16 protein-coding genes are annotated in these 18438 nt (G+C 64.7%); 7 read left to right on the plus strand and 9 right to left on the minus strand.

Features of this window, described 5'->3' with window-relative positions:
- Positions 1–19: 19 nt before the first annotated feature.
- The 4 genes from ACYVF3_RS09125 to ACYVF3_RS09140 all read left to right on the plus strand — a co-directional run bounded on the left by ACYVF3_RS09125 (position 20) and on the right by ACYVF3_RS09140 (position 4877).
- Positions 20–2515 carry a type IV secretion system DNA-binding domain-containing protein gene (locus ACYVF3_RS09125; RefSeq protein ID WP_461153724.1) on the plus strand — a complete coding sequence of 832 codons (2496 nt, stop codon included), beginning with the start codon at positions 20–22 and terminating at the stop codon, positions 2513–2515.
- 82 nt (positions 2516–2597) lie between these two features.
- Positions 2598–3635, plus strand: coding sequence for a replication-relaxation family protein (locus ACYVF3_RS09130; RefSeq protein ID WP_461153725.1), 1038 nt, complete (start codon positions 2598–2600; stop codon positions 3633–3635).
- 7 nt (positions 3636–3642) lie between these two features.
- A complete protein-coding gene (locus ACYVF3_RS09135; RefSeq protein WP_461153726.1) occupies positions 3643–4602 on the plus strand; it encodes a peptidoglycan DD-metalloendopeptidase family protein in 960 nt (319 codons plus the stop codon).
- Positions 4603–4658: 56 nt separating this feature from the next.
- The gene (locus ACYVF3_RS09140) at positions 4659–4877 is read left to right on the plus strand and encodes a hypothetical protein (RefSeq protein ID WP_461153727.1); all 219 of its coding nucleotides are present in this window, start codon (positions 4659–4661) and stop codon (positions 4875–4877) included.
- A gap of 335 nt (positions 4878–5212) precedes the next feature.
- On the opposite strand, the gene ACYVF3_RS09145 is transcribed toward ACYVF3_RS09140, so the two are convergent.
- The 4 genes from ACYVF3_RS09145 to ACYVF3_RS09160 form a co-directional block, all read right to left on the minus strand.
- Positions 5213–6025: a class I SAM-dependent methyltransferase gene (locus ACYVF3_RS09145; protein WP_461153728.1), complete on the minus strand. Its 813-nt coding sequence runs from the start codon at positions 6023–6025 to the stop codon at positions 5213–5215.
- Positions 6015–6689 (minus strand): class I SAM-dependent methyltransferase, encoded by a 675-nt coding sequence (locus ACYVF3_RS09150; RefSeq protein ID WP_461153729.1) that lies wholly within the window; start codon positions 6687–6689, stop codon positions 6015–6017. The genes ACYVF3_RS09145 and ACYVF3_RS09150 overlap by 11 nt, the downstream gene beginning before the upstream one ends.
- Positions 6690–6971: 282 nt before the next feature.
- The gene (locus ACYVF3_RS09155) at positions 6972–7844 is read right to left on the minus strand and encodes a MurR/RpiR family transcriptional regulator (RefSeq protein ID WP_461153730.1); all 873 of its coding nucleotides are present in this window, start codon (positions 7842–7844) and stop codon (positions 6972–6974) included.
- Between the two features lie 12 nt (positions 7845–7856).
- Positions 7857–10016 (minus strand): outer membrane protein assembly factor BamB family protein, encoded by a 2160-nt coding sequence (locus tag ACYVF3_RS09160; RefSeq protein ID WP_461153731.1) that lies wholly within the window; start codon positions 10014–10016, stop codon positions 7857–7859.
- 88 nt (positions 10017–10104) lie between these two features.
- On the opposite strand from ACYVF3_RS09160, the gene ACYVF3_RS09165 reads away from it, so the two are divergent.
- The 3 genes from ACYVF3_RS09165 to ACYVF3_RS09175 are packed head-to-tail and all read left to right on the plus strand — an operon-like array spanning position 10105 to position 13206.
- Positions 10105–10722, plus strand: coding sequence for an HAD family hydrolase (locus tag ACYVF3_RS09165; protein ID WP_461153732.1), 618 nt, complete (start codon positions 10105–10107; stop codon positions 10720–10722).
- The gene (locus tag ACYVF3_RS09170; protein WP_461153733.1) at positions 10719–12053 is read left to right on the plus strand and encodes an MFS transporter; all 1335 of its coding nucleotides are present in this window, start codon (positions 10719–10721) and stop codon (positions 12051–12053) included. The genes ACYVF3_RS09165 and ACYVF3_RS09170 overlap by 4 nt, the downstream gene beginning before the upstream one ends.
- A gap of 13 nt (positions 12054–12066) precedes the next feature.
- Positions 12067–13206 (plus strand): cobalamin-independent methionine synthase II family protein, encoded by a 1140-nt coding sequence (locus ACYVF3_RS09175; protein ID WP_461153734.1) that lies wholly within the window; start codon positions 12067–12069, stop codon positions 13204–13206.
- A 447-nt stretch (positions 13207–13653) separates the two neighbouring features.
- On the opposite strand, the gene ACYVF3_RS09180 is transcribed toward ACYVF3_RS09175, so the two are convergent.
- From ACYVF3_RS09180 to ACYVF3_RS09200, 5 genes are all read right to left on the minus strand, one after another.
- Entirely contained in the window at positions 13654–14694 is a 1041-nt protein-coding gene (locus ACYVF3_RS09180) for a hypothetical protein (protein ID WP_461153735.1), read from the minus strand.
- Positions 14695–14951: 257 nt separating this feature from the next.
- A complete protein-coding gene (locus tag ACYVF3_RS09185; protein WP_461153736.1) occupies positions 14952–15845 on the minus strand; it encodes an N-6 DNA methylase in 894 nt (297 codons plus the stop codon).
- 799 nt (positions 15846–16644) lie between these two features.
- Positions 16645–16941 (minus strand): hypothetical protein, encoded by a 297-nt coding sequence (locus ACYVF3_RS09190; RefSeq protein ID WP_461153737.1) that lies wholly within the window; start codon positions 16939–16941, stop codon positions 16645–16647.
- 68 nt (positions 16942–17009) lie between these two features.
- The gene (locus ACYVF3_RS09195; RefSeq protein ID WP_461153738.1) at positions 17010–17582 is read right to left on the minus strand and encodes a hypothetical protein; all 573 of its coding nucleotides are present in this window, start codon (positions 17580–17582) and stop codon (positions 17010–17012) included.
- A gap of 24 nt (positions 17583–17606) precedes the next feature.
- The gene (locus ACYVF3_RS09200) at positions 17607–18209 is read right to left on the minus strand and encodes a hypothetical protein (RefSeq protein ID WP_461153739.1); all 603 of its coding nucleotides are present in this window, start codon (positions 18207–18209) and stop codon (positions 17607–17609) included.
- Between the last annotated feature and the right edge of the window lie 229 nt (positions 18210–18438).

The following is an 18438-nucleotide window of genomic DNA, read 5'->3' on the forward strand; positions in this document are numbered from 1 at the left end:
AGTAAGGAGATTTTTTCGCATGGATGTCGCAAGTCCGTCCGTCATAGACAGTCCACTCGGGAGGTTGGTGACCGATCCGTGGGGCGCGATTCAGACTGTGCTGGACCAGGTGGGGTCGTGGCTGCAGACCGGGGGGTTGATCGCGGCCCCTGCGATCGTGCTCGTGGCAACCGGGCTGGGGCTGCTGCGGGGGTGGTGGTTCCTCCGCTGCCAGGACGCGCTGCACGAACGGTCCCGGGTAATCACCATTCTGGCGCCTCCTACCGTCGACCCGGAGGGTGCCGAAGCGGTGTGGTCGAACCTGGTCGGGCTCGTCCGTCCGATGGTGCATCGCCTGACGACCGGACAACCGCATCTGACCTGGGAGTATGTATTCGGCCATGACGGGGTGCAGATCCGGCTGTGGGTGCCGGGCGCGGTGCCCCCGGGCATGGTGGAACGGGCGGTCGAAGCCGCCTGGCCGGGCGCGCACACCTCCACCGACGAAGCCGACCCGCCGGTGCCCGCGGCCCCGGCCGAGGGTCGCAGGCAATTGGTCACTGCCGGCACGCTGCGCCTGGCCCGGTCGGAAGCATTGCCCATCCGAACCGACTTCGACGCCGACCCCATCCGTGCCTTACTGGGCGCTCCGGTGGGACTCGGTGTGCACGACACCGCGTGTGTGCAGGTCGTGACTCGTCCGGTCACCGGTCGTCGGGTCAAGCAGGCGCGGCGAGCCGCCCGTCACCTCAACGCCGGACGCTCCACCCACCTGGCAGGCCGGCTGCTCGACTTGCTCACGCCAGGCCCCTCGGGTGCGAAACCGTCGGGCAGCCAGCCGAAGCTGGACCCGCAGACATCCCTGGAGTTCCAAGCACAGAACCGCGCCATCGTCGGTAAACAGCGCGGGGCGCAGTGGGAAACGCTCATCCGGTACGTGGTGGCCACGACGGTGCCGATCGAGACTCCGGGCGAGCAGGTCGCACGGGTGCGGGAGCAGGTGCGGGGCCGCGCCCACGCCATCGCGTCCGCTTTCTCGGGGTTCACCGAGCACAACCACTACCGCCGTCGACGGTTGCGCAACCCCGTGCGCACCTTGGCATTTCGCCGCCTGCGCCGGGGTGACCTGCTGTCGGTGCCGGAACTGGCGGCCGTGTCCCACCTGCCCACCGACGAGGCACTACCGGGCTTGGCCCGCGCCGGAGCGCGGGCGGTGCCACCCCCGCCGAACACGCCCACGGAAGGAGAGCTGATCCGCCCAGTCGGAATCTCCGATACCGGCTACGCGCGCCCTGTGGGCCTGCGGGTCTCCGACGCCCGACACCACTTGCACGTCCTCGGCGCCACCGGGTCAGGAAAGTCGACGATCCTGGCGAGGATGATCCTCGCCGACGCCGAATACGGGCGCGGGGCAGTGGTCATCGACCCCAAGGGTGATCTGATCACCGACGTCCTGCAGCGGCTTCCCGAACACGCCGCCGACAAGGTGGTGCTCTTCGACGCCGACTCCCGCGGGCCGAACCCGTGCCTGAACCCCCTAGAGGGGCCGAAGGAATCCGCAGTCGACAACCTGGTGTCGGTTTTCTCCCGGGTGTTCGCCTCGGCCTGGGGGCCGCGCACCGAGGACATCCTCCGCGCAGCATGCCTGACCCTGCGGGCTGCCACGGACACGCCCACGCTCGCGACCCTGCCGCAACTGCTCACCGACCCAGCCACGCGGGCTCGGCACCGCGATCGCGTGTCCGACGACCCGACACTGCGAGGGTTCTGGGACTGGTATGACCAGCTCTCCGATGCGGCTCGCGCCCAGGCGACCGCACCGCTGCTGAACAAACTCCGCGCCTTCTTGTTGCGGCCGTTCGTGGTCAAGGCAGTCGCCGCAGGTCCATCCACAGTGGGTTTGGATGCGATCTTGGATGGTGGTCTGTGCCTGGTGCGCATTCCCAAAGGAAGCCTCGGGGAAGACACCACGCGGCTGCTCGGATCGCTGATCGTGGCGCGGGTCTGGCAGGCCACCACCGCCCGCGCCGCAATGCCCCAGCGCGAACGCCGCGACGCCGGACTCTATGTCGACGAAGCGCACAACTTCCTGAACCTGCCTTATGCGATGGAAGACATGCTCGCCGAAGCCCGCGGCTACCGACTGAGCATGACGTTGGCCCACCAGCACCTAGGCCAGCTTCCCAAGGACCTCAAGGAAGGCATCTCCACCAACGCCCGCAGCAAGGTGTTCTTCACCGCATCCCCCCAGGACGCTCGTGAACTCGCCCGCCACACCGCGCCGCGAGTCTCAGAACACGACCTCGCACACCTCGGCGTCTACCACGCCACCGCGCGGCTGGTCGTGGGCGGCGAGGAGACCCAGCCCTTCACAGTGACGACCCAACCACTGCCGCCGGCCATTCCTGGGCGGTCCAAAGCCGTCCGCAAAGCCGCGGCGGCCCACGCCCGCCCATTGGCATCCAGAGTCGAAGATACCCGCGAGCAGGCAAGAACCACCGGCACAGACCCGCGCCGCGCACGCCGAGCGGCCTGACCTCACAAGGCCCTAGGGCGGTCCTCGCATCTCGGAGGACCGCCCTTCCTTATGCCCGGGGCATCCCAGAGGAGGAACGATCGTGTTCACACATCACCAGCAACGCGACCTGCGCGCCCCGATCCCACAACGGCCGAGCCTGCGCTTCGCGGCCTCTGCCGAGCATCAAGCCCAAGTCGCCGCCCACCTCACCACCCGCGACCGGTGGCTGGCTCGGGTCCTGGCCGAGCACCGGGTGCTGACCTCCCCACAAATCGCGGCCATCGCCTTCGGCAGATCTCGCCGTGCGGCCAATCACCGGTTGCAGAAGCTCTACACCTGGCGGGTGCTGGACCGCTTCCAGCCCTACATCGGCCGCGGCCGAGCCCCCATGCACTACGTCCTCGACACCACCGGCGCCCACCTACTGGCCCACGAAGATGGCATCGACCCCAAGGACCTGAAGTTCCGCCCCGAACGCTCAGTTGGCATCGCCTACAGCTTGCGGCTGGCCCACCTCATGGGCGTCAACAGCTTCTTCACCGCCCTGCTATCCGACGCGCTCGCTGACACCACCCAGGACCAGGCCGTGACCGAGTGGTGGTCCGAAGCCCGCTGTGGCCGGCACTTCGGCGACCACGTGCGCCCCGACGGCTACGGCCGCTGGCACGAGGCCGGCCGGGAGATCGAATGGTTTCTTGAATGGGACACGGGTAGCTATCAACTCAGCCGGTTCGTCGCAAAACTGCCCGGTTACATCAGTCTCGCCACCGCGACCCACATCGTCACCCCGTTGCTCGCGGTCTTCGCTACCGAAGCCCGGGAGGCGCATGCGCGACGACATGTCGCCGAGCACCTGCGCACTGATCCACGGCGGGACGAGCTACCGATAGCCACCACCACCGCCGAACACCTTCGCGCAGCCGGCAGCCCGGGTCACGAGATGTGGCTTCCCCTGAATCACACCGACGCCGGCCGCCATCGGCTGATCAACCTTCTCTCGGCCTGGCCTCACTTGGAAGCAACGACCAGCTCCATGGACACCAGCGGCACTGACCCCAGCCCCGTTCCGCGCTTGAGTCCCCCAGCGCCGATGCCGCCCTGGCAACACAGCGAGCTGACCTGGAGCCCGAAGAGGTGATCCGTGCATGGCCAAAATCGCGGCCTCCGCAATTGGTGCATTCGTCACCCTGATCGCCATCATCGCGGCTGCCGTGTCCGGAGTCGTCGCCGTGCTCGGCGCAGGCAACTCCGCCGTCAACAGCCAACCCAGCCTCGCCGCACTCGCCGACATCCCCGGCAACTACCTCACGCTCTACCAACAAGCCGCCCCGGCCTGCCCAGGACTGGACTGGAGCATCCTCGCCGCCATCGGCAAAATCGAAACCGACCACGGACGCCTGGACGTCGAGGGGGTCCACAGCGGAGAAAACTTCGCCCACGCCGGAGGACCGATGCAGTTCCTCCAACCCACTTTCAACTCAGTCATCGCGGAACACCCGCCCCCGCCAGGTGGCAGCGCACCACCTTCGCGGTACAACCCGCACGACGCGATCTACGCCGCCGCCGCGTACCTCTGCGACTCCGGCGCCGGGGACGGCCGCGACCTCTACCGCGCGATCTTCACCTATAACAACGCCGACTGGTACGTACGCAAAGTCCTCGACCAAGCGGATGCCTACAAAGCGGCGCAACAGAACGCACCTCAACAGAGTGGGTGGGTGGTGCCCACGAACGGGACGTGTAGCTCGGGGTTCGGACCACGCGGCGGAGAATCTCACCGCGGGCAGGACATGGCCGCACCTATCGGGACACCGATCGTCGCCGCCGCAGACGGCACCGTCATCGACGCCGGACCAGCCACCGGCTATGGGCTCTGGATCCGCATCGAGCACGCGAACAATGTGATCACCACCTACGGGCACAACCACCGGAACCTCGTTCAAACCGGCCAGCACATCAACGCAGGTCAGTCGGTCGCCGAGGTTGGCAATCGAGGTGAATCCACAGGGCCACACCTGCACTTCCAGATTGACGTCGGCAACCAAGCCGTCGACCCCATCGGGTTCTACCAGCAGCAGTCCGCACCACGGCTGTGCACTCGATAACGTGCTGCCAGTTGGACGTCGAGCGGTGGTCAGCTGGTTCTCTTACGCTCCAGGCCATGGCGCGGGAGACGGAGAAGGACCGCCAGGTACGAGCCGCGCAAAAGGCCATGAACGATGCGGCGGCGTCGCTGCGCGCCCGCACAGGTCAGGCGATCTCGGGCGGGCACATCGACGCGTCGCAGACCGTGCCGCCACACAGCCGCTACCAGATGGTGTCGCTGCTGGAAGTACTCTCGCATGAGGTGGCACAACGTCGGCTGTCCCAGAGACAATAGTGAAAATGAAATACCAATTGATCTTGCTGTCAGACCTGAACATCAACACCAGCATGGCGGGACAATGTCGGCAGCGCGCAGCGCGCAGCGCGCGGCGTGCTGCGGCGCTGGGATCGCTATAGCGCCGGTAGTTTGCGAGGAGGGCCGGGCAGTCCCGACCCTCCTCGTTGTTTCTCCAAAGTTGACACTGGCACCTGCTACTTTTGCCGAGGCCCAGGCGAAGGCTCACAGTTTGGTTTCGGTGGCTTCCGACGTGGCGTCGATACTGGTGCGTGTTATACGTCGGATTACCGCACCTTGGTACAGGATACGGCGACGTGCACACCGCGGATTTGCTACTGCTTGATCGCAGTTGCGTAGTTGACTCCGAGCTCTAGCGTGTCGATTCCTTGGCGTTTGATGAACTCGATGTTTGCCGCGTGGACGCGTGCGAGCGCGGGGCCGTCGAGGTCCATGGTGAGGCGTTTGATGCCGGTTCCCATGACGATCCGCCACCAGTCATCCGGGTGCCGGAGTCGCAGTGGTGCGACTTCGTGCTCCACCCGGACACCTGGTATTCCGACCTCGGTCAGCATTCGGTGCAGCCGTTCGGGGTCCGCGGTGTTTTCCCATGGGACGTTCGTTTCGAGACTGGGATTCTCGCGGAGGGCCGCAGTGATGAAGGCTTCGTACATCGGGGAGAAGAACTTCCGGCCGAGTGTTGTGATCGCGAGTCGGCCTCCTGGTTTGAGGGCGGACCACATCAGGCTCGCGGTGTGCCCAACGTCTTCGGCGAAGAAGATTCCGAATACGCACGTGGCTGCGTCTTTCGAGTTTTCGGCGCAGAGTGGGTGGTCCATGGTCTGCTGATGAAACTCGATGTTGGTCAGATCGTCCTCTGCAGCGTGTGCGCGAGCGAGGGAGAGCATCTCTTCGGAGATGTCGAGACCGACGACGTGTCCTGTTGGCCCGACTTGCTCGGCGGCCTTCAGGGCAACCGGGCCCGGACCGCAGGCGACGTCTAGGACGTGATCGCCGGTAGTCAATGCGACCTTGTCGACCGTCCGGAGGGCGCTGAAGCGCCAGAAATCCACCGAGGTGCGATCGTAGTCGCGGGCTGCCGAGTCGTAGGTGCGTTGCGGGTTGTAGTTTCGGAGGCTAGAGCTCATTTCGCTTCTCCAGTTCGTACCAAACAAATCCGCGGCCGGCTTCCTGGCCCACAGGCGTGGCTTTTCCGGTGAACCCAAGTGGGCTGATCCGGTCGAGCAATTCCTCGGGTTCCCAGTACTTCTTGACGATGTCGAACCTGCGTCCATCCTTGAGTCGTCGCCGGGCAATTGGCAACGAGGAGTCGTCCACGATCTCTTCTTCAATGAACTTCTCGGCGGGTGCGACGTCCATGATCACGACCGTGCCCGTCGGCAGCAGAGCCGCTGAGACGGTTCTCCAGAATTGTTCGAAGCGTGCGTCGGGGACATGCGCGAGCCAGTTCGCGAAGAAGATCCCGTCCCACTGGGTGGGTGGATTCCAGTTAAACAGGTCCGCGTGCACGGTGCTGACGTTGGGCAGCTCTCGTCCGTCGACGATGTCGAGCATTTCCTGCGAACCGTCGAGTGCGGTCACATGGTGGGCAACGCGGCTGATCCGCTCGGTCCAGTACCCGCTCCCGCATGCCATTTCGAGAATGTCCCCGGTGAGTGGGGAAGAGTTGACCAGTTCCTCGAACTTTGTCTCTGCTGGAAGCAGGTAATTATTGATCCACGTGTCGTAGTCACGCGCCCGCTCGCGGTAGTACTGCTGTTGCTGAGCCAGCATTTCATCTAAATCGTCCACGAAATTACACCTCGCGGGTTGATGATGAGTTCATCCAGCGTCGACGGCCCGCGGAGCCAGCATCAGCATCAGCATGAACATGACTGCGTCTTTTGCAGTAGAGCTGAACGCGATGACCCAATCGGATTGTGGGTACTGGGTCCGCCCCCGGACTGACCGTGACTTGGTCGACACATCCGCGCAGAATTGACTGCATCAATGGTCTCGTCGAGTGACATTAACCGTGTGTTCACCATTTGAAAAGTCGCTGTTTGCGTCATCTGCTCAGCGCTGGTAGCGCATTCAGATGCGGTGTTCGGTGATGATGTCGGTGCTGCGCTGTTGGACGTGTGCTGCGCGTTCGGGATTGGTGAGGGTGTAGGCGACGTGGAGTGCGTCGAGCACGGTGGTGTGCAGCAAGCGGCTGGTCGTGGCTTCGATGCGGAAGTTGGTTTCGCGTGAACCGGCGATGAGGGCGAGATCGGCGAGTTTGGTCAAGGGGGAGCGGTAGAAACTGGTGATCGCGATGACGCTGGCGCCGGCGTTTTTCGCTGCGCTGGTGGTGGCCAGTGTTTCTTGTGTTTGGCCGGTGTGGCTGATGGTCAGGCACACGTCGCCGGCATCGAGCAGGCCGGCGGTGACGTGCTGGACGTGGGTGTCGGTGGGGGCTTCGGTGTGCATGCCGATGGTGCGGAACCGGTAGGCGGCGTCCTGGGCCAGCGGTGAGGTGCCGACCGCGGCGAAGAGCACTCGATGTGCCGTGCTGAGGCGCTCGACGGCGTGAGTGAAAGCGTCGCTATCGAGGGTGCTGGCCGCTTCGGTGATGGCCCGGGCGGTGCTGTGGATGACCTTGTTGAGCACGACCGGTGGCGTGTCGTTGCCGGTGACGTCGTCGTAGATGCCTTGGGCCGGCGGTGCGGATTCGCTGGCGAGACGGATTTTGAGGTCCTGGAAGCCGCGCAGCCCGATGTCTTGGCAGAACCGCACGACAGTGGCGACCGAGGTGTTGGTGTGGTCGGCGAGATCGGTGACGGTGAGGTGGACGATGCCGTGGGGATTGTCCAGGACGGCCTCGGCGATGCGTCGTCCGCTGGGGGTGAAGTCGGGCAGTTGGGCCCGAATGTGGGTGGTCACCGCTCCGCGGGCGGGCGCGGTGTCGTGGGCAAGGCTGGTCATGGGATCTCCAGGTCACAGGGACACGATGTGCACGGTGCCGCGGGTGTCGAGGATGGCGAGTCGGTCGCCGAGCACGGCGGGCTGCGTGGTCACCGTGCGGTTGAGATCAGTGAGCATGGTGGGCTGGCCGTGTTCTGGGAGTTGCCAGACCGACCCGTCGATGAGCACGATGACCAGTCCCCGAGCGCAGTGCACCGGTGCAGTCGGTGCGCCGGTTCCGGTGGTGCGATAGGGGCCATGCGCTGGTCGCGTTGCCGGGATCGGAGTGCGAGCGCTGATGATGCCGGTGTCGATATCGAGCCGATGCACGATCCCGTCGCCTGAGACGAGGGTGATGGTGTGCCCGTCGTGGTGCGGTGCGGCGGTGGAGAACCGGCCCTGCAGCGGCGTGCGCCAGCGGATTTGGCCGGTTTCCAGGTGGAAGCGCTCGATCGTGGGCCCGCTGCGCACGAGCAAGGCATCGCCGACGCCGACCGGCACAACGTCACTGAGCGGGAGAGGTGTGCCGCTGTCGTCGGCCCACCGCACGGTTCCGGTGGCGATCTCAAGAGAGGTCATGCCCCTGTACGGGCCACCGAAGGGCAGGATCACGGTGTCGTCGGTTGCGGTTCCGATGCCGTAGGTCAGCAGCGTGTCCACAGGCCCGAGGTCGTCCCGGTGCCAGTGGGGTTCGCCTGTACTGATGGACAGGGCCGCCAGGTCGGCCAGGTTGCCGGTCACGACCATGCCGTTGTCGGTGGTGATGGGTGCGTTGTGCAGGCGGTTGTGGAGGTGGCTGCCGAGTTGGTAAGTCCACAGCACCGAACCGTCGGGGGAGACGCAGGTGATCAGGCCGGAGACGCTGGCCGCGATGATCTGGTCGTCGTTGCTGGTGAGGCCGGTCAGCGGTGTGGTGCCGAGGCTGTGGTGCCAGTGCAGGGTGCCGTCGACATCGATCGCGGACAGGTAGTTGCGCTGTGTGGTGTCGTCATAGCTGGGCACGATCCAGCGGTTCTTGGCGCAGGTGATGCGACCGAGATGCTGCCCCGTTCCCACAGCCAAGCTCTGGTGCCGAGCGTCAGCCGGTGGTGTCACCACAGGGTCCGAGCCCGGGTTGGTTACCGGTGTGGGGGTGTGCGGGGTCAGGCTGGTGCCGTCCCAGTCGAGGAGGCGCAGCTGCGGAGGCGACCAGTCCAGGCCACCGAAGCCTGCAGGTCCGGTGCTGACGTGCGCGCACCCCTGGTCGACGATGACTTTCGGTGCGTGCCAGTGGCCCGACAACACGCCAATCAATCGCAGGTGCTGTGCGGATGCGTGCAGGTGCCGCAGCCACGAGGTCGGCAGCTGGTCGTGGGTGAGCACCAATACCGGAGTGTTGGGCTCGACGCGCGCGAGGTCGGCGGCGAGGAACTCCAGCTGCAGTTGATCGTCGATTCCGCACCAGGCGCTGAACCAGTCCAGCGCGATCACGTGCATGCCGGCGATGGTGCGGGACCACCACCGCGGCCCTAGCTCTTCTTCGTAGCGCTCCACCGTGGCATCGCCCAGAAACCCACCGCCCAGCGGTGAATCGGTGTCGCGCGGTTCGTGTCGGTGCCCGTAGTGATCGTGGTTGCCGGGAATGACATAGACCGGTAGGGGAGCGCGGGAGATGGTGGTGTGGACGTGGTCAAACTCGGCTGCGGTCCCGTGGTCGGTGAGATCCCCGGTGATCACGGCGAAGCCGGCGCCGCTGTCTGATGCTTGCTGAAGTGTGCGGTCCAGTGCTGCGGCGGTGTCGGTGCCGTCGCCATGGCGTACCGCGAGTTCGACCGCGTCGGATGGATCGCCGGCCAAAGTGGACACATGGGTATCGGTGAGGTGCGCGAAGCGCATCGGCAGCGACGGCTGTTCTTGCCGGTGTAACCGGAATGTCAGCTCCGCGGAGCGACTGCTCCACCATTGGGTGGTGTTCCAGCCGCGCGGCACACGCACCCAGACGTGTCGCGCGAGCGACGAGGGGAGAGTGAAGTGTCCATTCTGGTCTGTTCTGGCCCACTGACGCCCGTCTGTGACGACGACATCGGAAAGACCGGCCTCAGTTGAGGCATCGAGAACGAATCCGCTGACCTGCATGCCCGCACCGTAAGCACGGTGAAAAGAAGTTACATAGCGAGCTTCAGCGCTGTAGAGAATATTTACTCCGTCGTTCACCTCCGAGACGGTTCGGATTTTCAACACGCTCCTACCGTTACTGGCCATGACGGGGATTTCCGCTGCTAGGGGCCGTGAGGCGCCGGTCGTGTTGTTCGACTGGAACGGCACCGTGGTCGATGACATCGAACGCGCCGCACTCGCAGCGGCAGCGGTGCTGCGCAGCAGGCGGCTGCCAGCACCGGGCGTGCGGGAGTTCGCGGCGCGGTTCACGTTGCCGTTGGAACAGCTGTTTCGCGAACTCGGCGTGAACGAGAGTCAGGTCGCCTCGGCGACCAACCAGTGGAACGAGTTCATGCTCGCCTCACCGGCGCCACTGCAGCACGGGGCGAAGGGACTGCTGGACTTCCTGGTGCAACACGGGAGCCTCGTCGGTGTCGTCAGCGCGGCAAGCACCGAGCTCGTCCTGTCCGACCTGGCGCGGCTGCAGCTGGCCGAACACCTCGAGCTCGTCTGCGGTGGTGCCGGCGACAAGGCGATCGTGCTCCGCCAATTCACCGCACACCGCCGAAGCCGCCGCGTGTTCTACGTCGGCGACACCGAACACGACGTCCAGGCAGCGCGCCGCGCCGGTGCCATCGCAGTCGGCTTCGCGGGCGGCTACCGCCCCGCACCAGCTCTCTCCCGCGCTGGAGCCGATCACGTGATCCACGGACTTGCAGAGCTCATTGACGTTCTCACAACGAGTGGGGAGAAGACACCGTGAGCGTCGAAGCATCACCGGGACAGCCACCACCGGAAAACCGCCGCAACATCCGTCGCGTGCTGTGGGCCAGCGCCGTGGGCACAGCCATCGAATGGTACGACTTCTACCTCTACTCGACGGCCGCAGCACTCGTCCTCGGCCCGCTGTTTTTCCCCGGCCAATCACCGGCCGCCGAAACTCTATCGGCCTTCGCCACCTACGCGGCTGGATTCGTGGCCCGCCCCCTTGGCGGCTTGATCATCGGTCATTTCGGCGACCGCCTGGGCCGCAAGGCCATGCTCGTGACCACACTGATGACCATGGGCCTGGCCACCACCGCGATCGGCCTGTTGCCCACCCACGACCAGATCGGCATCTGGGCCCCCGTCCTGCTGGTCGCTCTCCGAGTGCTGCAAGGCATCGGAATCGGCGGAGAATGGGGCGGCGCTATCCTGATCGCCGCCGAAAACGCACCTCCCCACCGCCGCGGCTGGTTCACGAGCTGGCCCCAAACCGGCTTTCCAGCAGGATTTCTCGCCGGAACCCTCGCCTTCGGCACCGCCTCCTGGCTGCCCCATGACGCTTTCCTGACATGGGGCTGGCGCATACCCTTCCTGGCCTCGCTCCTGTTGATCGCCGTCGGACTCGTCGTGCGCCTCGGCCTCACCGAAACCCCCGCCTTCCAACAGGTGAAGGCGACCGGAAACACCGCCTCCATCCCACTTCTGCAGGCCATCCGCGCCAATCCACGCGTGATGCTCACCGGAACCGCCGCCGCACTCGGACACGGCATCACCGTCACCATCTTCACGGTCTACTTGCTCAATAGCACCACCAAAAGCGGTGTCGACGACACCACCGTCCTCACCGGACTGATGATCGCCGCGGCGCTGCAATGCGGCACCGTTCCCCTCGCCGGATACGTCTCCGATCGCATAGGACGCCGACGCGTACTCATCACCGGCTACGCACTGGCGGCCACCGCGATCTTCCCGGGCCTGTTCTGGCTGCCCACCGGAAACGAGCTGGTCACCGTGGGCACTTACGTGCTGGCGATGAGTCTCGGGCACGGAGCGGTCTACGGAACCCTCGCAGCGTTCCTCGCCGAACGGTTCCCCGCAGAAACCCGCTACTCCGCCCTCTCCGCCACCTACCAACTCGGCAGCACGATCTCCAGCTTCGGCCCGCTCGCCGCAGCAGCGATGACCACCGCAACCGGCAGCCCGCTGCCCACTCTCGCCCTGTTCCTCACGATCAACGCTGCAGCAGCCCTGGCAGTCCTGGCCACAGCCCGCCACCCCACATCTCCGGACCGAGCACCAACCACAGTGCCGGCCTCCGGCCACCGGTAGAAGGAGAAGCACCATGCACCGCAGCAACGACCGGATCCTCACCACCCACACCGGCAGCTTGCCCCGGCCCGACGAACTCGCAGCCATCATCAGCCGCCGCGAAACCCAGTGCCTCAACGACACCGAGACCACCCAACTGCCCGACCTCGTCAGACAGGCGGTCTTCGACATCGTCGCCCGCCAACACAACGTCGGCGTGGACATCGCCAGCGACGGCGAAATGAGCAAGATCGGCTACTCCACCTACGTCAAGGAACGCCTCTCCGGCTTCGACGGCGAAGCCGCCGCACTCTCGCTCGCCGACCTTGATGACTACCCCGGATTGGCTGAGACCGCCCTCGACGGGATGGTCACAGGAATGCCCGCCTGCACCGGCCCGGTCAAATACATCGGCCACGACGAACTGCAAACCGACTTGACCAACCTCAACGACGCCCTCAGCGACACCAACGTCACCGGCGGCGTGATCCCCGCAGCCTCACCCGGCGTCATCTCCCTGTTCCTCGATAACCAGCACTACAACACCGACGACGAATACCTCTACGCCCTGGCCGACGCCATGGCCGAGGAATACCAGGCCATCACCCGCGCAGGTCTGACCGTCCAGATCGACGCCCCCGACCTCGCCATGGGCCGCCACGCGCAATACACACACCTCGACCTCGAAGCCTTCCGCAACCGCATCGCCATCCACGTCGAAGCCCTCAACCACGCCCTGCGCACCGTCGACCCGCAGCAGGTCAGACTTCACCTCTGCTGGGGCAACTACGCCGGCCCGCACCACCACGACGTCGCCCTGGCCGACATCATCGACATCGTCCTGCAGGCCAACGTCGGCGCCCTTGTCTTCGAAGCCGCCAACCCCCGACACGCACACGAGTGGAGCGTGTTCGAAACAACAATCCTGCCCGACGACAAAATCATCATCCCCGGCGTGATCGACACCTGCACGAACTACATCGAACACCCCGAACTCGTTGCCCAACGCATCATCCGTTACGCCAACCTCGTTGGAAAGCAACGAGTCATCGCCGGCACCGACTGCGGCCTGTCCACCTTCGCCACCTTCCACCCCGTCGCAGCCGACATCGCCTGGGCGAAACTCGAAACCCTCACCGCTGGCGCAACCCTGGCAAACGAACACCTCTGGTGATCGCAGCAAACGGAACAATGCAAATGCTCGATCAAGGCTGATCGAGATGCACTTGGGGCTCCGTCCACCGCGAAGCTCCGGGACGACAGGCGGCCGATATCGTACCGGCGAGCCGAGACCGAAGCGCCGCATCAGGGCACGGATGGCCCTCGGCGACGTGCAAGGGTGGCGCTACGCCGGAACACCCGGCGTAGCGCCACCGGGTGTCTACCCCGTGACGCTGCCGTTGGCTCGCTCCTTAGAGCGCTGGGAGGCCGGATGTGGCAAGTCCGCTCCACAGTGCCATGGTGCCGACTGTAGCGCGGTCTGCTGGTCGGCGATCACTTGCTTGCCCGCGGCGTCGCACGAACGGCACAGCAATGGAGACGAAACGACAAGCCTGTGGCTATCCAGAGTTCGTCCGCGGCTTGACCGCCTTGGATAATGATCAATGCGGCAGGACATGTGCTACTTGGAACGGCGCCAGAGTTGCCACCAGCGCCGTCGCCGCGGCTGAGTGCTTGACGGCCTCGGCTGCGTGCTTGACGCGTGGGAGGGTGGTATTTCGCTACCCGGTGGCTCGCTGGGCTTCAGGTTTGGAAAGATATCGGGTTCTTCAGAATGGGGAATCTCGTGTGGCGGCTTGATTGCCTCGGTACTGACCACCGGGTCGCTTGCATGTGCATTGCCTGGCTCAGCAGGTGCTGTAGAAAGCTCGTTGCGACCATCACTGACTGGCTCACGGCCTTGCTCTTTGTGGTGGGCTTCGTTTCGCTCAAGGAAGTCCTGGTACCTGGCAATGTCCGATTCCCGCACCCACAGCCCGGTGGTGTGCCCGATGGACCGGGCCGGGTACCAGCGCCGTTGTCCAGCGAGAACTTCTTTGAGGAACTGGTAGCCATCCATAGGGCCAGTGGTGAACCAAGCGACGTTTGCGCGAACCGTAGTCGGGTCGGGTTCCTGTCCTCGCCTTGGCGCGCGCCCAACTGTTCCGAAGACCTGGATGATTGCGCGTCGGTTGAGCTCAAGGTGGCTGTCTTTGCTAGCCCACGGCTCGATCGGTCGGCGCGTCTTGTGATCGAGGATCCTAAAACGCACGCCGCGGCCGTGAAACAGCGCTTGGGTGGCTGCACGGCTGTCTAGGCCATCGCAGATGAACCAGCAGACGTCCGTGCCTTTGGCCTGGCGGCTCGCTGTTCGTGACCCGAACTGCGTTGGTCGCAGCTGAACCTCCAGGCAAAACGCTGGGTCATGCACGAAGACGTCTGCTCTGGTGTGCCAGTGTTCGGGAGTCGCTTGGTAACCGAGGTGCCGGACGATGCTAGCCAGCCGCGCCTTCACCCAATCGTGTTGCGCGGTTTCCGGGCCGCCGCGGCTTCGCGCCGGCCAGTGATCGCATACGGCTTCTTTCGACTTGAACCGGAAGAACCGAGGGTTGTGCCGGTAGTGGGTGTTCTCGACGGCAACCAGCTCAACGTTGCAATGTCGATCCGGGCAGACGAGCGTCACGTTCGCCCCGCGCGCGGTCCTCCAGTCGTCCGTATCGCCGACCCAAAGGAGCGGCGCCTGCGGGTTATGACGCACCCGCGCATGCCGTTTAGTGCCTCGGTGCGCTGGACTCTCGGTCACGTCCCCTGTTATCGCACACAGCCCTGACAATCAGCGATGTCGATAGTCGGCCGGATTCGTGACTGCGGGTGACTCCGTGCGCGACCGGCCTGGGGCCAGCGCTGGCCTGTCCAAGCACGGAGTCAGCATGTACTGCACTACTGACCACCGTGACGCTTGTCGGTTGTGAGGTCGGTGAGTTGTTGTGCGGCTCGGACTGCGTGGATCATCAGCTTGTGGTGGCGGATGCGCTCGGAGACTTGTAGGACCTCGGCTCGTTGAGCCTCGGCCCGGCGTGCCCAGTCGCCTTCCGAGAGCGTGTTGGCTACGCACAGGACGATGCACGGGCCCAGCCCCCAGATCAGGCTGTTGACTGCGCACGCCGCGATCGCGAGGTCGTCAACGTCGGCGCCGTACCAGGTCACCGTCGTCGGGTCGCGGTCGAGCTCGCGCATTGCCTGCGAGGCTGCGCGGAGGAGCCCACCGGTACCTACGGCGGGGTCGCACACCGAAGAGTGCTCCTCGGGCGGGGTCATTCGCGCCATCATGTCCGCGAGCGGCATAGGGGTGTAAATCTGTGCGTTCGCCTTGCCTGCGCTGTCGGACTTGAGCAGCGTGAGCACCACGCCGAGTAGGTCTGTGTCGTAACGACGTTCGAAGCCTGTGAGATCGAGCTGCCTCGCGTGTAGCGCGGCGTCCCCCACCTGCTTTGCGGCGCGCTGCAAAGCAGGTTCGGGGTCATCGAAAACCCACTGCATGAGGGGAAAGATGAGGTGAGTGAGGTCTGGGCGAGAGTTGATGACTGCGGTGTAGATCTCCCGCAGTGTCTTAGCAAATTCCTCGGCGTTTTGCGCGCACAGGTGTTCGGCGAGATCGGAACTATTGGGGTTGCGCTGGTTGAGGAGGGCTAGCGCAGACACGACCGAAAGGGCGACGTCGCGTCGACCGGAGTGGTTGGATTTGTTCCACGCGACGTCAACCGCCTGAGCGATGTCGGTGGCATGCTGGTCGGGAGCCCGGTGATTTTCTGCCGGATTGACGTTTCGTGCCATGGGGATTCCTTTCTCATGTGAGGATGTGCACTCGTTCCTCAGCAGAGAATGCGAGGGGGGTGACTTTGGAGAATTAGCTTTGAGTGAGGTTTCTCGGAGTGGAGTGGGCTTAGGGGTCGTTCTGGGCTTGTTCAGCCGACGTATCGGGGTATTCGAAAGGCGGATGCCAGGCGCTGGGAGACGTCAAACCGGCCCGCATTCGCGCGTCAAGATCGAAGACCGCACGCGCCAGGTCGGCGGCAAGGCGCCGTAGTTGCCACTCCGTGGCGTCCTCGGAACTCTGACGAACCGCTCCGGCCATGGAGATCACGGTTCGATACGGGTTTTCACAGTGCGTTTGCATGGCTGGGATCCAGGTAGAAAACGCGAGAGGAGAGGCGAAGCTAGAGGCCGAGTTGCGTGAGCGCACGAATGGCGTTCGGTGCGCGGCGCGAGCGGTTTGGAAGCCCAGAACGTAAAGGGGCCGGCGGACCCACCCGGAGGGTGTTCGCACGGTCCGCCGGCCTACCGCAAACCCTGTGAAAGGGCTGCCCTTCTTGGAAGGAGGGCGTGGTTAGGGTAGCTCACAGAGCTCAGCGGACAACCTCCGTGCGTGCTCGCGCTGTGTGGTTGTCGACAGTGATTAGAGCCGGCCTGAGCCGATGACTGCGCGGTGCGTTTGCTTTTGCAATTACGTGGTGCGGTTGACTGAGGCGCCTAGGGCATCGCTGTGACGCATGAACAGGCATCAGCAGGTGGCGGTAAGCACGTTCGGGAGCCGGTGATCACCGCTGGTCGCGCTGGGCCGACCAACACCCGGCTAAGAGCGGCAGCGGAGAAAGCTGCGGACGACGATGGGGCCGTGTTCTTTCAGATGGGCGACCGCTTCTGCTTCAGTCGGAAATACGACGCTGGAACTGTCCAGAAGGATTGCGCGCCAATACCTCTGGTTCCAGTCGTACTCAATGCGCCCGTCCTCGGTGTCGTACCCGCCGGCCGTCCACCAGTCGTCAGGCAGGGCGTGTTCACTAGCGTGTGCCTGCGTGACGGACTGGCGGCTACCGGGCGCGTTCGTGGGTGTATTCGCCGATGTCGTCTGGTGGCGACGAGTGCTCATGTCTCGGTTCCTCCTCGTTCTTGGGGAAGCGGGGTGCCCGCCGTCGATGGGCGGGCACCCCGGGAAAGTCAGCCGACCCAGTAAGTTCCGGTGTGGGCGGTGGTGAGCTCGACGTGTGGCAGGGGCTCACCTGGGTACGGGGTGTGCATGATCAACCGGCCGCCGTTGTCCATCGCCTCATCCGGGACGCGGCGCACCGTGAAGGCAAACGCCCCGCGCGGGTCGCCGACGCTGATCGTGACCGTGATCGAATCTTCGCCCGGATCGGTGTGGATCGTGGCGCCGTTGGCCCACGACAGGGCCACCCGCTGGGGTCGGTGCGGACTTTCGCGGAAATCCGCCGCGGACTCCGCCTCATCAATCTCGGGGTCTTCATACGGGTCATAGGCATCGCAGATCAGCGAGCCGGACTCGTCGGTGTAGCCGTCGGTTTCCTCGGTCAGGGACTCGCCGCATGCCTGGCACCGCCACCCGGTGTCGTCGGCGTTCTCGAATGTGATCACCGAGGAATCGGTGTCGTCGTAGTCGGTGGAGATCATTTCGCCGTTGGCGGACAGCACGAACACAGCACACCTCGCAGAAGCTGAAAAAACGCAGAGAAAAGGAGGGGGAGGCGCAGCCGGCCGCAGCGTGCGGGACATGCGGCGCGGGCCGGCCGCACGGACTTAGAACCGGCAGGTGAACCGCACAGCCTTGCCGCAGGTCGGGCACGCGACATAGCCGCGAGTGCGGTCGTCGAAGGGCACGCGGACCAGGTCAAGCACGCGGTACGTGCGCATGTCGGCGCCGTCCCAGGCGTGCAAGTCCACGGTGTTGTGCGTGCACCACCGGTGCCCGTTGGCGCATTCGCCCTCGGCGTTCGAGTAGTCCGCCCACTCTTCCAGGGCATCCACAGCGGAGCGATAAACAGTCGGCGCGACGTAGCGCCCGCCGTGATCACTCACAATGATCATCAGGTCGCCGAACTCAACTGCCGACAACACTACGAATCCGAGATCATCAAGAAGGTGATCAGAGAAGTTAACGAGGTTGTGCGCCCACAGCTGGCCGTCTCCATGCAGGCCGGTCGGAGTCTCGCCCGTGCGCGCGCTGATCCATGCGGTGATGGCGTCAGCGTGCGGGTGCGCGTGGCCGTTGGCCTCCATCCATCCACGCAAGTCATCGGTGAGGTCATCGGCGTACTCGCCGCGGTCATTGATCCACTCTTGCGTATCGACGGTCAAATACCCGTTACCGTGCGACCACGCTTCGACAGACACACTCGTCATAAAAATTCCTTCCACTGTTTGCGGCTGCGGGCAAACGGGGTGCGAATCCCTACCCGCGATTACTTCTTCCTCACCGGAACTCTCCGTGGTCCGGAGAATATACCGTAACGCCGGCTCTGCCGGTGCTGCAACAGTTTCAGATGGGATTCTTTGGGAAATATTGTCCGAATTCGAATTTTCGGTTCGCCGCAAAGGGTAGTTGGCGAAATGGAGAGGTCGCATGCGGGAT

The organism is Saccharopolyspora tripterygii (genome assembly GCF_054778355.1).